Below are 16469 nucleotides of genomic sequence, written 5' to 3'. Positions count from 1 at the left end.
CGCCCCGGCGCTGGGCACATGTGAATCGTAGCATCACATGGGCGCGATCTCAATGTTCGTCAAGCAACTGATGCGGATCAGGGATGCAAAACGGTCACGTTTGCGGTTTTTCGCCAATTTCAAAGGCGTCTTGCGCACCTTCAAGCATGCGAACTTCGCGCTGTGGGAACGGGAACGAGATGTTGTTTTCTTCGAACGCATCCCAGAGCGCCAGATAGACATTGCCACGAATATTGGTCAGCCCGCCAGTCGGGTCATCAATCCAGAACCGCAGGATATAGTCGACCGAGCTGTCGCCAAAGCCCACGATGTGGCAGACCGGGGGCCGGAAGCTCAGCACTCGCGAGACGCTGCTGGCCGCGTCAATCGCGACTTTGCGAACCTTATGCGGGTCATCGCCATACGCCACACCGAAATAAATATCGAGCCGCACGAATGCGTTGGTATGCGACCAGTTCACCACCTGCCCGGTGATCAGATCCTCGTTCGGGATCAGGTATTCCCGCCCGTCCCGTGTTACCACCGAGACATAGCGCGCGCCCAGTTGTTGGATCCAGCCGAAGGTTTCACCCAAGCTGATGACGTCGCCGGGCTTAATCGATTTATCCAACAGAATGATGATGCCGGACACGAGGTTCGACACAACCTTCTGCAGACCGAAACCGAGACCAAGACCGATTGCGCCGGACAGAAAAGCAAGGCCCGTCAGATCGACCCCGATCACTTTCAGGCCAAGGAAAAACGCAGCGCCATAGGCCAGCAGTTGAATAAACTTGACCGTCAGCACCTGCATCGACGGCGAAATATCGTCGTTGTTTCGCACCCTGTCAGACGACGCGCGGCTGAACATCCGCGCCAGTGCGAACAAGGCGGCTGTCACCACCACAGCGCTGATCACATCCAGAAGCGAGATGCGGAAATTTCCTGCCGAAATGGCAATGTTGTTCAAAACCTCGGCAATCTCGTCAGTCACGCCCAGATAGTAGATCGTGACATATATCCACAATCCCCACTTTGTCGTCCGGCGCAACACTCGGTTTTCCACCACCACCGACGCAAAGCCAACCAGCACCCAAGCCAACGCCAACGTGCTGATCGCTGCGATCAGATAAGACCGAGACGGCCATGTGACCTCGCGCATGAAAGCCACGATCAGCCATGTTGCCAGCACAAACAGGATCATAGGGATTCGTCGGCGCGTATGGATGGCGAGCCGCAACCTGCGTTTTGACCAGCCTTCGCGTGTCCGCAACCAATGGTCGATCTTCGGGGTCAGAATCCTGCCGATAGCCCAACACACAACAGCGACCGCGACAATGATCGCCACCTGATACAACCGCCATGTCTGCCCAAGGCTTAGTATGAAATTCGATCCGTCTTGCCACAAAGGCATCAATTGATCACGCAACGACACGATCGTCTCGCTGGCGAGGTCCGGCAATTTCTCCGCGCCAGAACTGGTGTCGGTCGGGGTGGACGCGCCGGGATGTGGTGGGTTTGTGGACTCCATCCACCGACTTTTGCATGCAGGCTGCGGCAGGTCCAGAGGTCGAACCTAAGGCCGTGCCTGTGCGCCCTTGCCCCGTGCGCGCCAAAGGGGTATCCCAGCTACATGACTCGGGTTTTCGATATGGATGATCGCGCGCGCCTGCCCTGGCGGTTTTTCGGTGCGACGCAGGCTGTGCTGGCCCACCTATAAGGTGGGGCCCCTTACCTATCGTAACCTGACACCCATCCACGCCCATCCACGGAGAGCGAAATGACCGCCCCGAAGACACTCTATGATAAAATCTGGGACGCCCATGTGGCCCACGAAGCCGATGACGGCACCTGCCTTCTGTATATCGACCGCCATCTGGTGCACGAAGTGACCAGCCCGCAAGCCTTTGAGGGGCTGCGCATGGCGGGCCGTCAAGTTCACGCACCTGACAAAACCATCGCGGTGCCGGACCACAACGTGCCCACCACATTGGACCGCGCCAAAGGCATCGAAAACGAAGAAAGCCGCATTCAGGTCGAGGCGCTCGACAAGAACGCCAAGGATTTCGGCATCCACTATTACCCTGTAGATGATGTGCGCCAAGGCATCGTGCATATCGTCGGGCCCGAGCAAGGCTGGACCCTGCCCGGCATGACGGTTGTCTGCGGCGACAGCCACACCGCGACCCACGGTGCATTTGGCGCCCTGGCGCATGGTATTGGCACGTCAGAGGTCGAGCATGTTCTGGCCACGCAAACGCTGATCCAGAAGAAATCGAAAAACATGAAAGTCGAAATCACCGGCAAGCTGAAGCCCGGTGTGACCGCCAAGGACATTACGCTGGCCGTGATCGGTAAAACCGGCACTGCTGGCGGCACCGGCTATGTCATCGAATATTGCGGCGAAGCGATCCGCGATCTGTCGATGGAAGGCCGCATGACGGTCTGCAATATGGCCATTGAAGGCGGCGCCCGCGCTGGCCTGATTGCACCGGATGAAACAACTTATGAATACGTCAAAGGTCGTCCCCACGCGCCCAAGGCCGGGCAGTGGGAACAGGCGCTGGAATACTGGAAGACGCTCTACACCGACGAAGGCGCACATTTCGACAAGGTTATCACCCTGAAGGGCGAAGAGATTGAGCCGGTCGTGACCTGGGGCACTTCGCCCGAGGATGTTCTGCCGATTTCCGCAACCGTACCCAGCCCCGACGATTTCACCGGCGGCAAAGTCGAAGCGGCAAAGCGGGCCATAGAATATATGGGGCTGACCCCCGGCCAGAAACTGACCGATATCGAGATCGACACGGTCTTTATCGGCTCCTGCACCAACGGGCGTATCGAAGATTTGCGCGCCGTCGCGGATATCGTGAAAGGCAAGAAGATCAAGGAAGGTCTTCGCGCGATGATCGTACCGGGATCGGGACTGGTGAGGGCGCAAGCCGAAGAGGAAGGTCTGGCCGACATCTTCAAGGATGCAGGTTTCGATTGGCGTCTGGCGGGCTGCTCGATGTGCCTTGCCATGAACCCCGACCAACTGGCCGAGGAAGAGCGCTGCGCGTCCACCTCGAATCGGAATTTTGAGGGGCGTCAGGGCTATAAGGGCCGCACCCACCTGGTCAGCCCGGCCATGGCTGCGGCGGCTGCTTTGACCGGGCGGCTGACGGATGTGCGCGACCTGATTTGATTCGCGCGCCTCGGTAGGCTGGACAGAATTAACGACGTGCCAAGTGATTGTGCGCAACTGGGAAACAGTTGCGCACTTTTTGCGTCAGCAACCTGTCTCCCGCCACTACTTTGAATGGATAATGCCGCATTTTTGACGAATTTCTTTGAGCCAGCCCGACGGTCTTGCTAGATTCGTGGGTATTCAATCGCTGTGCAAAAAGCGCGGTTTATTTTTATTTGGTTAGGGGTTTGAAGGGGAAATTATGAAAAAGTTAATCGCAGCTGCGGTCGTCGCAGCGGGTTTCGCAACCACATCCGATGCCGCCGTTCTGAGGTTGGACGGATACACATCATCAGTCCAGTCCGTTTCGGTGAACGCATCGCCAGTCGCTAACACACCGGGTCGGGTCGGAGCCACGGGCTTTAATCTGACCGACACCACTGGTGGCATGGGCAGCTTTGTTGGTTGGTGCCTTGATATTGCGCACTACCTTATGAACAAAGGGGCAAGCCAGAACTACACGCCGACCAATGATCCGTATGCAAACAGCTACAGCTTGTCGACAATTGCCCGTGGGCGCGTGCAATCGGTTTTCGATGCCAACTATGCGTCGCTGGACGCCTCAAACGGCGATCAGGCGGCTGCGTTTCAGATGGCGCTGTGGGAAGCCGCTTATGAAGACGACAATTCCGCGCTCAGCATGTCATCCGGCCTGTTCCAAGCCAGCAGCGCTGGCAGCACAGCGCTGGCGAACGGTTTCCTGCTTGCCGCATCCAACTATTCGGGTGGCGACCAGTGGAACCTGGCGTTTCTTCAGGTTGACGGCGACGCAGATCGCGGTCGCTATACCGGCCAAAACCTTGTGACCGTTTCACCGGTTCCAATTCCCGCCGCTGGCCTGTTGCTGGTGACTGGTCTGTTCGGCATGGGTGCCATCACGCGCCGCCGTCGCAAAGCATAAGCAAGCCATATGCACCACCAGAACCCGGCTCTTGCAATAAGAGCCGGGTTTTTTCATGCGCGACCGCTTGGATTCCCCCGTGAAACCTGCATAAAGCAGGGGAATGAAAGACGCAGCCACGTCGGTTTGACCGCGCGGCAGATGCAGAAAGGTGCGTGTTATGGATAAGTTCCAAAAACTTCATGGGATCGCGGCGCCGATGCCGCTGGTGAACATCGACACCGACATGATCATCCCGAAGGTTTTTCTGAAAACCATCAAACGCTCGGGCCTTGGGGTAAACCTGTTTGACGAAATGCGCTATGACCGCAAGGGCAACGAGATCTCCGATTTCGTTCTGAACAAGCCACAATATCGCGATGCCGAAATTCTGGTCGCCGGCGACAATTTCGGCTGTGGCTCGTCACGCGAACATGCGCCTTGGGCCATTGCTGACTTTGGTATCAGATGTGTGATCTCAACCAGCTTCGCGGATATCTTTTTCAGCAACTGCTTCAAAAACGGAATTCTTCCCATCGTTTTGCCGCGCGATCAGGTCGACATGTTGATGGCCGATTCCGAGAAAGGTGCGAACGCTCGAATGACCGTCGACCTCGAATCGCAAGAGATCACGACATCGGACGGAGAGGTGATTCCCTTTGAAGTTGACCCGTTCAAGAAGCACTGTCTGCTGAATGGGCTGGACGATATCGGGCTGACAATGGAAAAAAAAGGTTCAATTGAGTCCTTTGAGGCCAACGCCGCCACCCAGCGCCCTTGGGTATAAACACCTGAAAACCAATGTTTTTGATGGGGTCCTCCGCAAGGCTGGCCCCATTTTCACCTCAATTCGGTGCAAAGTCGCACCAGTTTCCCCTTAAATCGACCACATTTGCAGACGCATTTTAGGCACAACTTGAAGTGGGACTATTATGCGTCGCAGTATGTCGCAAAAGAAGCAGTGACCCGCGAAACGAGGAAACGCTGACAAGGATCAAGGGTGCGGCAGGTAATTGCACCCATCCTGGTGGAAGGAAAAGGTAGTGGTGAGTCGAATGATTGGCGCGATAGCGCGAGCGTTCCTGATGGTGATCTTGATTGCAACCCCATCCATTCTGGTGCCGGGTGTCAGTCAGGAATCCGGTCAAATTGTAACGATTGTTGCCCTGTTTGCGGCAGCCTTGACCATCTTCGAATATGCGTCGACCTATCCCGGATTGGTCGAATTTCGCGACGCTCCCCCTTTCAACCGCATCCGTTTCGCAGCCCTTTTCGCGTCTGTGTTCTGCCTGTCCGTAATTGTTCGCGGCCAGACCGATCACTCGACTGCGACCCAGTTCATGACCTCGGTCGGAATGCTGATCGGTCAAGCCATCGACTTCCCCTATAGCCCTGTGCGTTTTGTGGTCTCGATGTTGCCAGATACAGCGACCTTCAACGACATGGCGCTTCTGCGCGCTGCAGCCGGGATGAGTTATCTGATTTCGCTTCTGTCGATGGCCGTGTTCCTGATGGCACTGCGCTTCACCGAATGGCCGTCCAAGTCTACAGGCGCGTTCAACGTGTGGGTCAACCTGCCGACGTTTGATCCCACCACCGGGGGCGATGTCGTCCGCCGGCTAGTGCGCGATGCACGCTTTAACATCGCACTTGGGTTCCTGTTGCCCTTCGCCACGCCACTTATCATCGTCGCCGCCGTTTCGCTTTTTGGATCGGTATCGGTTGAAAATCATCAAACTATGATCTGGACTGTCGCCGCATGGGCCTTTCTTCCTGCAAGCCTTTTCATGCGTGGCATCGCTATGCTGCGCGTCGCCCTGATGATCAGCAGCGAGCGCAAACGCAACAAACGCCGCGCGTCTGCCGGTGGACTGGCGCACGCGTAAGCTCCGCAACCTTTTACATCACATTATCCACCAACTGGATTGCAACGATCGCACTGGCACTTGCTGCCATATTCGCACCCCTCGCCGCCGATGCGCTGGACCTTCGGATCGCAACCTATAACGCCGATTTAAGCCGTAAGGGCCCGGGCCTGTTACTGCGCGATATTCTGGCCAACAAAGATGAACAGATCGCCGCGGTGCTGACTGTGATCGCCGCGGCAAAGCCCGACATTCTGGCACTTCAAGACTTTGACCACGATCTGGAAAACCATGCGTTGCGCGCGTTTCAGGATGCGCTGGCTGCGACGGGTCATCCGATGCCTCATGCTTTCGCGGCTGCGCCAAATGCCGGTCTGATCACCGGGATGGACATGGACGGCAACGGACGCACTGGCGAAGCGCGCGACGCCCAAGGTTATGGCCGCTTCACCGGGCAAGGTGGCATGGCCGTCCTGTCCCGCTATCCACTGGGCGAGGTGCGTGATTTCACTGCTTTCCTTTGGCAGGATCTACCCGACGCCATTCCACCCACGCAGGACAGCCTTCCTTTCCCATCGCCCGAAGCCTTTGCCGCACAACGGCTAAGCAGTGTGGCGCATTGGGATGTGCCTGTGCACCTGCCAGATGGAACTGTGCTGCACCTTCTAACCTTCCATGCCACCACCCCCGTTTTCGACGGGGATGAAGATCGCAATGGGCGGCGCAACCACGATGAGATTGCCTTTTGGCAGCGATATCTGGACAACGCCCTGCCCGTCACCGCCCCCGATGGCCCAGTTGTTATTGCCGGGGACGCCAATCTGGACCCGGAGGATGGCGACGGTCGCCAACAGGCGATACGCCGATTGCTGCGCGACCCTAGACTGCAAGATCCGATGCCAAGACGATCGGGCGCTGTGTCAGATGGTAACGCGAGGCAATCTGGCGACCCCGCCTTGGACACGGTCGACTGGCCGGACCCGGTGCCGGGCAATCTGCGTGTCAGCTATGTCTTGCCCGCCAGCACGCTTGACTTGGCCGACGCGGGCGTGTTCTGGCCCGACGCAGGCGACCCGCTCCACGGGGCGATCACGACCGCGTCGCCTCATCGTCTCGTCTGGGTCGACCTGCGCTTCTAGGCCCTCGTTTCTTGACGCTACGCCCCTGACAGGCTAGGCCGATCCGCGACGCATTCCAGAGCAAGGACAGACCCATGACCAACCCCTCCCTCCTTATCCTGCCCGGTGACGGCATTGGCCCCGAAGTGATGGCCGAGGTGCGCAAGATCATCGACTGGATTGGCGACAAACGTGGCGTGAGCTTTGACGTAAGCGAGGATCTTGTGGGCGGGGCAGCTTATGACAAGCACGGTGTGCCGTTGGCGGATGCGACCATGGCGAAAGCACAAGAGGTCGACGCGGTCCTTCTGGGCGCGGTCGGCGGTCCGCAATATGACGATCTGGATTTCTCGGTAAAGCCTGAACGCGGCTTGCTGCGTCTGCGCAAGGAGATGGACCTGTATTCAAACTTGCGCCCCGCGCAGTGCTTTGACGCGCTGGCCGATTTCTCGTCGCTGAAAAAAGACATCGTGGCGGGTCTTGATATCATGATCGTGCGCGAGCTGACCTCCGGCGTCTATTTCGGCGAGCCGCGCGGCATTTTCGAAGAAGGTGGCGAGCGGGTTGGCATCAACACCCAGCGTTACACAGAAACCGAGATCGAACGCGGCGCGCGCTCAGCCTTTGAACTGGCGATGAAGCGCAACAAACGGCTGTGTTCGATGGAAAAAGCCAACGTAATGGAATCGGGCATTCTGTGGCGTGAAGTCGTGACCCGTGTGGGCAAAGAATATCCCGAGGTCGAACTGTCGCACATGTATGCCGACAATGGCGCAATGCAGCTGGTGCGTGCGCCCAAGCAATTCGATGTGATCTATACCGACAACCTGTTTGGCGACATCCTGTCGGATTGTGCAGCAATGCTGACCGGATCTCTGGGCATGTTGCCGTCCGCGTCGCTGGGCGCACCGATGGCCAACGGCCGCCCGAAAGCCATGTACGAACCGGTGCACGGATCGGCCCCGGATATTGCGGGCGAAGGCAAGGCCAACCCCTGTGCCTGTATCCTCAGCTTCGCCATGGCACTGCGCTATAGCTTTGACATGGGCGCAGAAGCCGACCGCGTGGAAGCGGCGGTGGAAAAGGTGCTGGCCGATGGCGTGCGCACCGGCGATTTGCTGAATGACGCAGGTGTGACGCCGGTGACGACGTCGCAGATGGGTGACGCGGTGATCGCGGCCCTGAACGCGAGCCTCTGATTTACCTCCAAATTGGCGAAGCCGGCTGATGCACCTGCGTCGGCCGGTTTTCTTTTGCGCCAATCGTTCCTATTTAATGACGATGCGAGATTTGACCCTTCATTCCGAATTGCCCGCGGGCTTGGAAGACCAAGCCGCCGCGCTTTATTGGGAAGCTTTCCGTGGCAAGCTGGGAAAACTGCTTGGCCCAGATGACCGGGGGCAACGGTTTTTCGCCGCAACGGTCAATCCAAAGGCCGTGATCGCCGCCACAGGGCCGGACGGGCAACTGCTGGGCATCGCAGCCCATCAAGCATCTGGTAAAGGGTTCTGCGATGCAGGTGTTTCGGCGTTGTTCAGGCATTACGGCCTGGGTGCAATCTGGCGGCTACTGCCGCTTGCGATGCTGGAACGAAGCGCCCCGAAAGATACCCTTCAGATGGATGGCATCTGCGTTGCAAAATCGGCGCGCGGGATGGGCGTTGGCAGTGCGCTGTTCGATGCGCTTTTCACCCACGCCCGCGACAAGGGTCTGACCAAAGTGACGCTTGACGTGATCGACACCAACCCACGTGCCCGCGCCCTGTATGAACGATTGGGCTTCGTCGCGACGGGGGTCGAGACGACCGGACCACTGCGCCCGCTTTTGGGTTTTGACAGCGCCACCAAAATGGTTCTGACCCTTTAGGAAAGGCATTTAGGGTCTTGCCTCTTGCCCCGCTTGCCGCTATCCCGCGCGTCACGGTCGGGCTGTAGCGCAGCCTGGTAGCGCACCTGCTTCGGGAGCAGGGGGTCGGAGGTTCGAATCCTCTCAGCCCGACCAGTTTCCAATTATTTTTGGTCGCCCTAAGGGTCGCCTGTCGTGCAACAAGCGTGCGCCAAATCGCACGAAACGCATTTGGTCCACGGACGTCGCAACGTTGGATTGTTGATACTCCATTTGCATGTCGCCGCCGACCTCTGATAAAAGATGTTTGCTTTGTCGCAACAGTCCGGCGCGACGACACCCATTGATCCCAGTGACTAGCCGGCTTTCATTGACAAGCTGTGTAGCAAGGCGCTTGATCTTAATGAAGCCATTTTACCACTGTATAGGTTGAATTTATGAAAGGTACACGGTCACATCGACTGGCTTTATCCATCATTTCGGTCCTGTTGGTCGCAGCCGGACTTTTCATATCATTGTCGATATATGCCTCTAACCTTATCTGGCCGGACCCGGCTGATATCATGGCGGAGTATTCCAACAGCGACTTGCCTGAACCACCCGCCGAAACCGCCGAAATGGGGGTAATAGATCAACCGCTGACGGGCGACGTGCCTGATGCCACGCCGACCATTGACGCAGAGCCATCGAACGCGGTTGCGCCAGACGTGGTCGCAACCGTCAACCAACCGGAAATGCCGGACACCAAGACTGCGGATCGTATGGTCAGCTTGTCCCGCGTTTCGGACAAACCAATCCAGCAAACCGTCGCACGTCTGCAGACCGGCACGCTTGGCCGTTCTTTGCGGCGTGGCAATGACATCGCCGATCTGATGCCTCGACCTGTTGCCGAGGTCGCCACACCTGTCTTTGCGGCCACGACCGATGGCAGTCAGATCTTCTCGGCCTTTCCATTGGGGACTGCCGAAAACGACCCGTCCCCCGCCCCGCCGGTCATATTTGACTTGGGACTGGCTACAAAACCGCCATCGCGGGCAGTAGATGATGACCGCGATGCGGATTATGAGCTTGATATGCGGGTTGCTGCCCTGGCCCAACCCATCAACGGGCCAACGCCGACCCCTGCCCCGACCCCTGCCGAGTTCTTCGTTCTTGCCAGTGATGCGCCCAAACCATTGCCCGAAACCGTATTTGCCTTGGCCGCGACGGGTCCTGCTGTGTCAATCTGGCCGCAGCGTGTCGACCACGATGCCGTCCTTGCGGTGTCGCGTTTGCTGGACGCCCCCGACACTGGTGATGCGCCGACGATCAACGCGACGATTGCCCCCCCTGATCTGCGCAAAGCCCCAACCGCAATTGCCGCGCCCGATTTGCAGCTGGCTGCAGTGACGGGCGATCTGCAGTCGTTGCCGCCGCAGGTCGCATCGCTTCAAGATGAAGACCTTGCCCGTGACATTGCGAAAGTGTTGGCGGCAATCCCGATCCCTTTGCCCGGTGCGCAGACCGAACAGGATGCTGTCGCCTCGCTTGTCGCGCCCGAAGCCTCGCCTCGTCCTTTACGACGGGTGCAAACCGCGCCGAAGACACCGCCGCGCGCCGACCAAAGGACCGTCGAGCCGCACCCGCCTCTGGTTGAGGCCAAGGTCGCCGAAGTGATGCCAGCGTCCGAACCAGCCGTTGCCCCGGTCCTGCCCGCCGATGGGCGCGAACGGCTATCAGTGGTCGGGATATTTCAGACCGATGCGGCCGCCTGGGCCTTGCTGGAGTTCAGCGACGGGCGCATCATCAAGGCCACCAAAGGCACCACGCTTGGTGGCATTAAGGTCGCGCGCATCCGGGGAGATAAAATCTGGTTTCGCGATGGGGGCTCGGAAAAAGGTCTGACAACGGGTCAGGTCATCGTGCTGGATTAATAGGACTGATGCCCCAGCCGCGCTTAGTCGGCTGTCCGCTGGTAATAGTCAATCTCTCGGGTTGAATGGACCAACTCGTAATCTTTCATCACCTCGGCAAATCGTGGGTCGGCCTGCATGAAGGTCGTCCAAGTGAATGGTTCATGCACAAGACGCTCAACGATACGATCTGTGACAATCACATCAGGCTTGTGCAGCACGATGTCTTCCAAGTTATCTTTGCGATTTTTGTCCGCGAAACTTTGAAGTAAAGCGCAAAGGTCAGGTTCGGCGGCACAATTGGTTTCTTCCAATGTGTTTACGGCACCCGGATACAGCCAGTTGTGTGGATATCTGCTGACCCAATCAATTCCCAACCTCAAGGCAACCGGAGCACCAGGGTCCAGCAAAGTGGAAGCAGCCATAAGGCTGTCAATGGGACCAAGCGCTTTAAGTTGATGAACAACTTCATCGGTATAATCGCTTTGGTATTTGCCCGTCTGCGACAACCCCAGCACTAGTAAACCACAAGCCATCAGCGCGGGAAGCAGACGCAGTGACGTTTCTTCCGCAGTTAGCAAAAGCCATGCGCACCCAAGCAATACAAAGCAAAAGAACGGTATCAGATGATAGTGAAACCCGGTGCTTTGAACCAGGTAACCGACAAAACCCGCAATCGCGAAGATGGCAAAGATGTTGGCCTGTGCGTTTCGGATGGCGATCATCGATGTTAACGCGACCAGCCCCAAGGAAAGCGGCACGAACTGACTGGAAAGAACGCCAATAGTGGACTTTTTGAACGCGCCGTAGACATGAACCGCTGTGGGTGCAATTTCATCGAGGTATTCTGGGTGAACCGTTTTGACAAAAACCACATACCCGACCCCGATTGCGAGCATCAGCAGATAATGCGGATACAAAAGCGGTCGCGCGGATCGCGTGCGCCAGACATCTCGCAAAAACAGCGCAAGTGGGAAAACGAGAAAGAAGGGTTTAAGGCAAATGCCCGCCGCCGCAAAGGCACTGCTGGCCAGCGACGGTGGCTTGTTCTGTGTTGAAAGATAGCTGACCACCCACGGCGACAGGAAAAGGACCACAAGGTGGTCACGCTGCGCGATTTCGCTTGCAGCACCCAGAATATAGACCAGAGCCATGAAGGCAAAAAACAGGTTCAGCCGCATGGCGGACAGGCCCGACACTCTGCGAAGGATCGCACCCGACCAAAGCAGACTGACAAGGTAAAGAATCGCGACCGCGAGATATTGCCCGTTGGTGTCGCTCACACCCAGAAAATCCGCAATGAGTAGTGACGGGATTGTATAATAGAAGTTCAGCGGCGGGTTTACTTCGATGATGTCGACATAAAGCTTCGCACCATCCAGAAATTTACGCGTGGCCACGAGATACCATGCGGTATCGTGATTTATCGGCCAATTCCAATAGATGACTAAGAACGCAGAGGTCGCGGCAAGTGCAACAAATACCATTGTTGCGGAGGGCAGCGCCGGAGCGTCCCGGTTGGAAAACACCCAGAACTTCATGGCAAGGAATGTCGTCATGGGGACAAGAACCGCGACAAGCGCCATAGACAGATAGAACCCACCACCGCTGGAGTTCACAAGCCAAACAATCGCGCTGCTTGCGCCAAGGCCGGTCAGTGCGACGAACAGAAATCGCCCGAATTGACCCTTATGGGCGTCGACAGATGCGAAGGTGAACCGCGAATGGCCCATGTATGATACCAGAACAGCCGCGCAGAATCCGACGAAATTCGCCCGCATCTCGGCTGTGGCAAGGAATTGGAATGCGATCGAGGCGACAGCGACATGTGTAAACGTCGCCAATCCACCCACACCGATGAAGCGCAATAATTGTGCAGTCACGTTTCAGTTCCCCTATCCAAGTCACTTGTTGTTAATGATGTGCCTTCGGCGCAAACCTAAATCATGAAATTAAGGAGATTTTGTGAGGGAAAGAACAAATTCTTGTCCGCTTTGTATGAGGGTTCGCAATCTATTGCGACGACCTCACCCTTCTTGCCCCTGGACAAACGAGCGCACGATATAAAGCGGGCGCTGACGCACCTCGGTATAGATGCGACCGACATATTCGCCGATGATCCCAAGCGCAAACATGTTCATGCCCCCAAAGGTTAGGATCAGTATTGCAGTCGAGGCATAACCGGGCGTATCGACGCCGAAAAACAAGGTGCGGGTGAACAGAAACAAGGAATACATCAGCGACGCGAATGCCATGGTTAGGCCAACATAGGTCCAGATCCGCAAGGGCGTCGTTGACGCCGCAAAAATACCGTCCAGCGCCAGCTTCCACAGTTTCCAGTATGACCACTGGGTTTCGCCCGCCACGCGGGAGGGTCGGTCATATTCGACCTCGGCGGTTTCGAACCCAACCCAGCTGAAAATGGCCTTGTTGAACCGCGACCGCTCACCCAAGGCGCAAATGGCGTCGACCACCTCGCGATCCAGAAGGCGAAAATCGCCGACGCCGTTTGGGATGGGATATTCGGCCAACGCGTTGAACAGGCGATAGAACAGACCAGCACTGGTGCGTTTCGCCCAAGTGTCGGTGTCACGCCGCGCGCGTCGTGCATTCACCACCTTCGCCCCACCCCGCCAGCATGCGATCATATCCACGATCACATCGGGAGGGTCTTGTAAGTCGACGTCAATTGGGATCGCGGCGTCGCCACGCGCGTGGTTCAGTCCGGCGGACAGCGCGGCCTCTTTCCCGAAATTGCGCGACAGGTTGACCAGTGAAACCTCGGGCCAGTCGTCACGACAGGCCATAATTGTGCGTTCGGTCGCATCGCGGCTGCCGTCATTGACGAACAGATATTCCACATCCAGATCATCGCGCAACGGGGCCAACGCATTGGACGTCTGTTCAAGAAAAAGGCGGATGCTGTCTTCTTCGTTGAAAACAGGGATAATCAACGAAACCAGTTGCTTGACGCCCGTCAAAGGTTCCTGATGGTCCAGCACTGTCTTACCGGTTGACCCTGCCATATTGTCACGTCCCACATTTGGTATTCACGGCTTTGACGTCGCAAACGCTCGTTAATTTGGGAAGAATATGCCGGGACGAATGCGCGCTGCAAGCCGCGTTTGGCAAATCGCCAGCGTTTGCGTTGCAGCGCGGCACGGGTGCTACGAAATTGGCGTGCGGACGGGTCTGCCAGCAGTCAGGCCGTGAACCTTTTCGACAATCGCCTCGGCATCAATGCCGTGGTGGCGATAAAGATCAGCGATTGTCCCGGTTTGGCCGAAATGTTCGACCCCCAACGGAATGGTTTGGTGTCCGACGACGCTGCCCAGCCACGCAAGCGTCGCGGGGTGTCCGTCAATCACCGTCACCAGCTTGCAATGCGGTGGCAGAACCTGCATCAAATGCTCGATATGAGACATGGCTCTGGTATTGCCACGTGCGCGGGCACGTTGCGCGGCGGTCCAGCCTGCGTTCAGACGGTCCGCCGACGTCACCGCCAACACACCAACGTCGCGACGACCTTCGCCGATCATGCCAGCTGCCTTGATTGCCTCGGGCGCGACGGACCCCTGATAGGCGATCACCACCTCGCAATTCGGACCCGGTTTGCGCAGCCAATATGCCCCGTCGATGGCCCCTTGCAGGAACGCATCGTCGTGGCGTTTGCCCGGCTGCTCAATCGGGTTGGTGGTCAGGCGCAAATAGACGCTGCCACCGGTTTCGTCCCGCAGCCACGTGCGCTCGTCAGGATCGCCCTCGCCGTCGCGCTGCAGATAGTCGAACGCCCATTGCATGATCACCGCCAACTCATCAGCAAAAGCAGGTTCAAACGCGGCAAGCCCGTCCTGCGACATGCCGATCAGGGGCGTACCGATAGACTGGTGCGCGCCGCCTTCGGGTGCCAACGTCACACCGGACGGCGTGCCAACCAACAAGAACCGCGCATCCTGATAACAGGCGTAGTTAAGCGCATCGAGGCCACGGCAAACAAACGGGTCATAGACCGTGCCAATGGGGATCAGCCGCTTGCCAAACAGGCTGTGGCTCAGCCCAGCCGCACCCAGCAGCAGCATCAGGTTCATTTCGGCAATGCCCAGCTCGATATGCTGGCCTTCGGGTGTGAATTCCCACTTCGCGGTCGACGGAATACGGTGTTCGATGAACGCATCGGCCTGCGCGGTGCGGGCGAAAAGTTTGCGCCGGTTTACCCACGGACCAAGATTGGTGGTGCCCGTCACATCGGGCGAGGTTGTCACGATCCGAGCCGCCAGATCACTGTCGCCTTTCGACAGATCATCCAACACCTTGCCAAACGCCATCTGGGTCGAAATCTCGCGATCCGCGCTCAGCTCAATCGCTGGCACGTCCAGCTTGTCATCGGCAAACCGCCGTGTGCCTTTGGCGAAGAACGGCACGCTCGCCAGAAAATTCTGAAGCGTGGCGGGGTCGTCGACGGTCGCAAGCGGTTCCCATTCCTGCCCATCGGGCACACTCATATCGGCCTGCCATTCGGCAAACTGCGTCTTGTTCATCAACCCACCGTGGTTGTCCTTGTGGCCCGCAATCGGTGTGCCCCAACCCTTAATCGTGTAGGCCAGAAAACAGGTCGGGCGGTCGTGGTCAATGGCGGCGAAAGTCTCGGCCATTGTCTCAACGCAGTTGCCGCCAAGGTTTTCCATCAGGTCCGCCAGTTCGTCGTCCGTGCGCCGGTCGATCAACGCGGTCACGTCCCCCTGATCGCCCAGATCATCCATCAGACGCTTGCGCCAAACCGCGCCGCCCATATAGGTCAGCGCCGAATATTGCTGGTTCGGGCAGGCGTCGATCCAGTCGCGCAATGCCTCGCCGCCCGGCTCTGCAAACGCCGCACGTTGCAGCACGCCATGTTTGATCCGCACGACGTCCCAGCCGAAAGCGTCAAAGATCTTTTCGACCCGTTCAAACAGACCTTCACGCACGATACCATCAAGCGATTGGCGGTTATAATCAATGATCCACCACGTGTTGCGCAGGTCGTTCTTCCAGCCTTCCTGAAGGCACTCATAGATATTGCCCTCGTCCAGCTCTGCGTCGCCCGCCAGCGCCACCATCCGACCCATCGGCGCGTCTTTGCCCCAGGGCTTAGCGGTGATGTAATCCTGAATTATCGAGGCGAACGACGTGATCGCCACGCCCAGCCCCACCGACCCGGTCGAGAAATCCACATCGTCGATATCCTTGGTGCGCGAAGGGTAGCTTTGCACGCCGCCATAGCCGCGGAAATTCTCCATCTTCTCGCGCGTCTGACTGCCCATCAGATACTGCATCGCATGAAAAATCGGACTTGCATGGGGCTTCACCGCCACCCGATCCTCGGGCTTTAGGGTCGAAAAATACAACGCCGTCATGATCGACACCATGGATGCGGACGACGCCTGATGACCGCCGATCTTGATCCCGTCCGCCTTCGGGCGGATATGGTTGGCGTGGTGGATCATCCAATGCGACAGCCACAAAAGCCGTTGTTCGATGGTCTTGAGATGCTGGATGTCTGCGGTCTGTTTGGCGGCGTCCTGCGGCGTCATGGCGTTGTCCCTTGGTCTAAGCGTCTGTCATGCGCGGCTTAGGCACGCGCGACGACGCTATGGTATGGCAGGTGTCTGATGCTGCATACCG

General features: G+C 57.7%; 12 protein-coding genes and 1 tRNA gene. 9 read left to right on the top strand and 4 right to left on the bottom strand.

Annotated elements, in window-relative coordinates:
* Nucleotides 1-94 precede the first annotated feature (94 nt).
* Nucleotides 95-1393 (bottom strand): mechanosensitive ion channel domain-containing protein, encoded by a 1299-nt coding sequence (locus MUY35_RS12555; RefSeq protein ID WP_248369050.1) that lies wholly within the window; start codon nt 1391-1393, stop codon nt 95-97.
* Nucleotides 1394-1759: 366 nt separating this feature from the next.
* Here MUY35_RS12555 and leuC point away from each other — a divergent pair, with 366 nt between their 5' ends.
* From leuC to MUY35_RS12510, 9 genes are all read left to right on the top strand, one after another.
* Nucleotides 1760-3166 (top strand): 3-isopropylmalate dehydratase large subunit, encoded by a 1407-nt coding sequence (gene leuC / locus MUY35_RS12550; protein ID WP_248368988.1) that lies wholly within the window; start codon nt 1760-1762, stop codon nt 3164-3166.
* A 244-nt stretch (nt 3167-3410) separates the two neighbouring features.
* Entirely contained in the window at nt 3411-4109 is a 699-nt protein-coding gene (locus tag MUY35_RS12545) for a VPLPA-CTERM sorting domain-containing protein (protein WP_248368986.1), read from the top strand.
* Nucleotides 4110-4269: 160 nt separating this feature from the next.
* The gene (gene leuD, locus MUY35_RS12540; RefSeq protein WP_248368984.1) at nt 4270-4875 is read left to right on the top strand and encodes a 3-isopropylmalate dehydratase small subunit; all 606 of its coding nucleotides are present in this window, start codon (nt 4270-4272) and stop codon (nt 4873-4875) included.
* A 268-nt stretch (nt 4876-5143) separates the two neighbouring features.
* Nucleotides 5144-5974, top strand: coding sequence for a hypothetical protein (locus tag MUY35_RS12535; RefSeq protein ID WP_282569287.1), 831 nt, complete (start codon nt 5144-5146; stop codon nt 5972-5974).
* Between the two features lie 17 nt (nt 5975-5991).
* Entirely contained in the window at nt 5992-7092 is a 1101-nt protein-coding gene (locus MUY35_RS12530; RefSeq protein ID WP_248369048.1) for an endonuclease/exonuclease/phosphatase family protein, read from the top strand.
* 74 nt (nt 7093-7166) lie between these two features.
* The gene (leuB, locus tag MUY35_RS12525; RefSeq protein WP_248368980.1) at nt 7167-8270 is read left to right on the top strand and encodes a 3-isopropylmalate dehydrogenase; all 1104 of its coding nucleotides are present in this window, start codon (nt 7167-7169) and stop codon (nt 8268-8270) included.
* A 91-nt stretch (nt 8271-8361) separates the two neighbouring features.
* The gene (locus tag MUY35_RS12520; protein ID WP_248368977.1) at nt 8362-8937 is read left to right on the top strand and encodes a GNAT family N-acetyltransferase; all 576 of its coding nucleotides are present in this window, start codon (nt 8362-8364) and stop codon (nt 8935-8937) included.
* Nucleotides 8938-8995: 58 nt separating this feature from the next.
* A tRNA-Pro gene (locus tag MUY35_RS12515) sits at nt 8996-9072 on the top strand.
* 281 nt (nt 9073-9353) lie between these two features.
* Nucleotides 9354-10829 (top strand): hypothetical protein, encoded by a 1476-nt coding sequence (locus MUY35_RS12510; protein ID WP_248368974.1) that lies wholly within the window; start codon nt 9354-9356, stop codon nt 10827-10829.
* A gap of 23 nt (nt 10830-10852) precedes the next feature.
* Here MUY35_RS12510 and MUY35_RS12505 read toward each other — a convergent pair whose 3' ends face one another.
* The 3 genes from MUY35_RS12505 to MUY35_RS12495 all read right to left on the bottom strand — a co-directional run bounded on the left by MUY35_RS12505 (nt 10853) and on the right by MUY35_RS12495 (nt 16378).
* A complete protein-coding gene (locus tag MUY35_RS12505) occupies nt 10853-12691 on the bottom strand; it encodes a GtrA family protein (RefSeq protein WP_248368972.1) in 1839 nt (612 codons plus the stop codon).
* A gap of 144 nt (nt 12692-12835) precedes the next feature.
* Nucleotides 12836-13834, bottom strand: coding sequence for a glycosyltransferase family 2 protein (locus tag MUY35_RS12500; protein WP_248368969.1), 999 nt, complete (start codon nt 13832-13834; stop codon nt 12836-12838).
* A 141-nt stretch (nt 13835-13975) separates the two neighbouring features.
* Nucleotides 13976-16378 (bottom strand): transketolase, encoded by a 2403-nt coding sequence (locus tag MUY35_RS12495; protein WP_248368966.1) that lies wholly within the window; start codon nt 16376-16378, stop codon nt 13976-13978.
* Nucleotides 16379-16469 lie beyond the last annotated feature (91 nt).

Source organism: Aliiroseovarius sp. S1339 (assembly GCF_023195695.1).
GTDB lineage: Bacteria > Pseudomonadota > Alphaproteobacteria > Rhodobacterales > Rhodobacteraceae > Aliiroseovarius.
The sequence above is the reverse complement of the archived record's forward strand: the minus strand, read 5'-3'. Positions and strand labels throughout refer to the sequence as shown.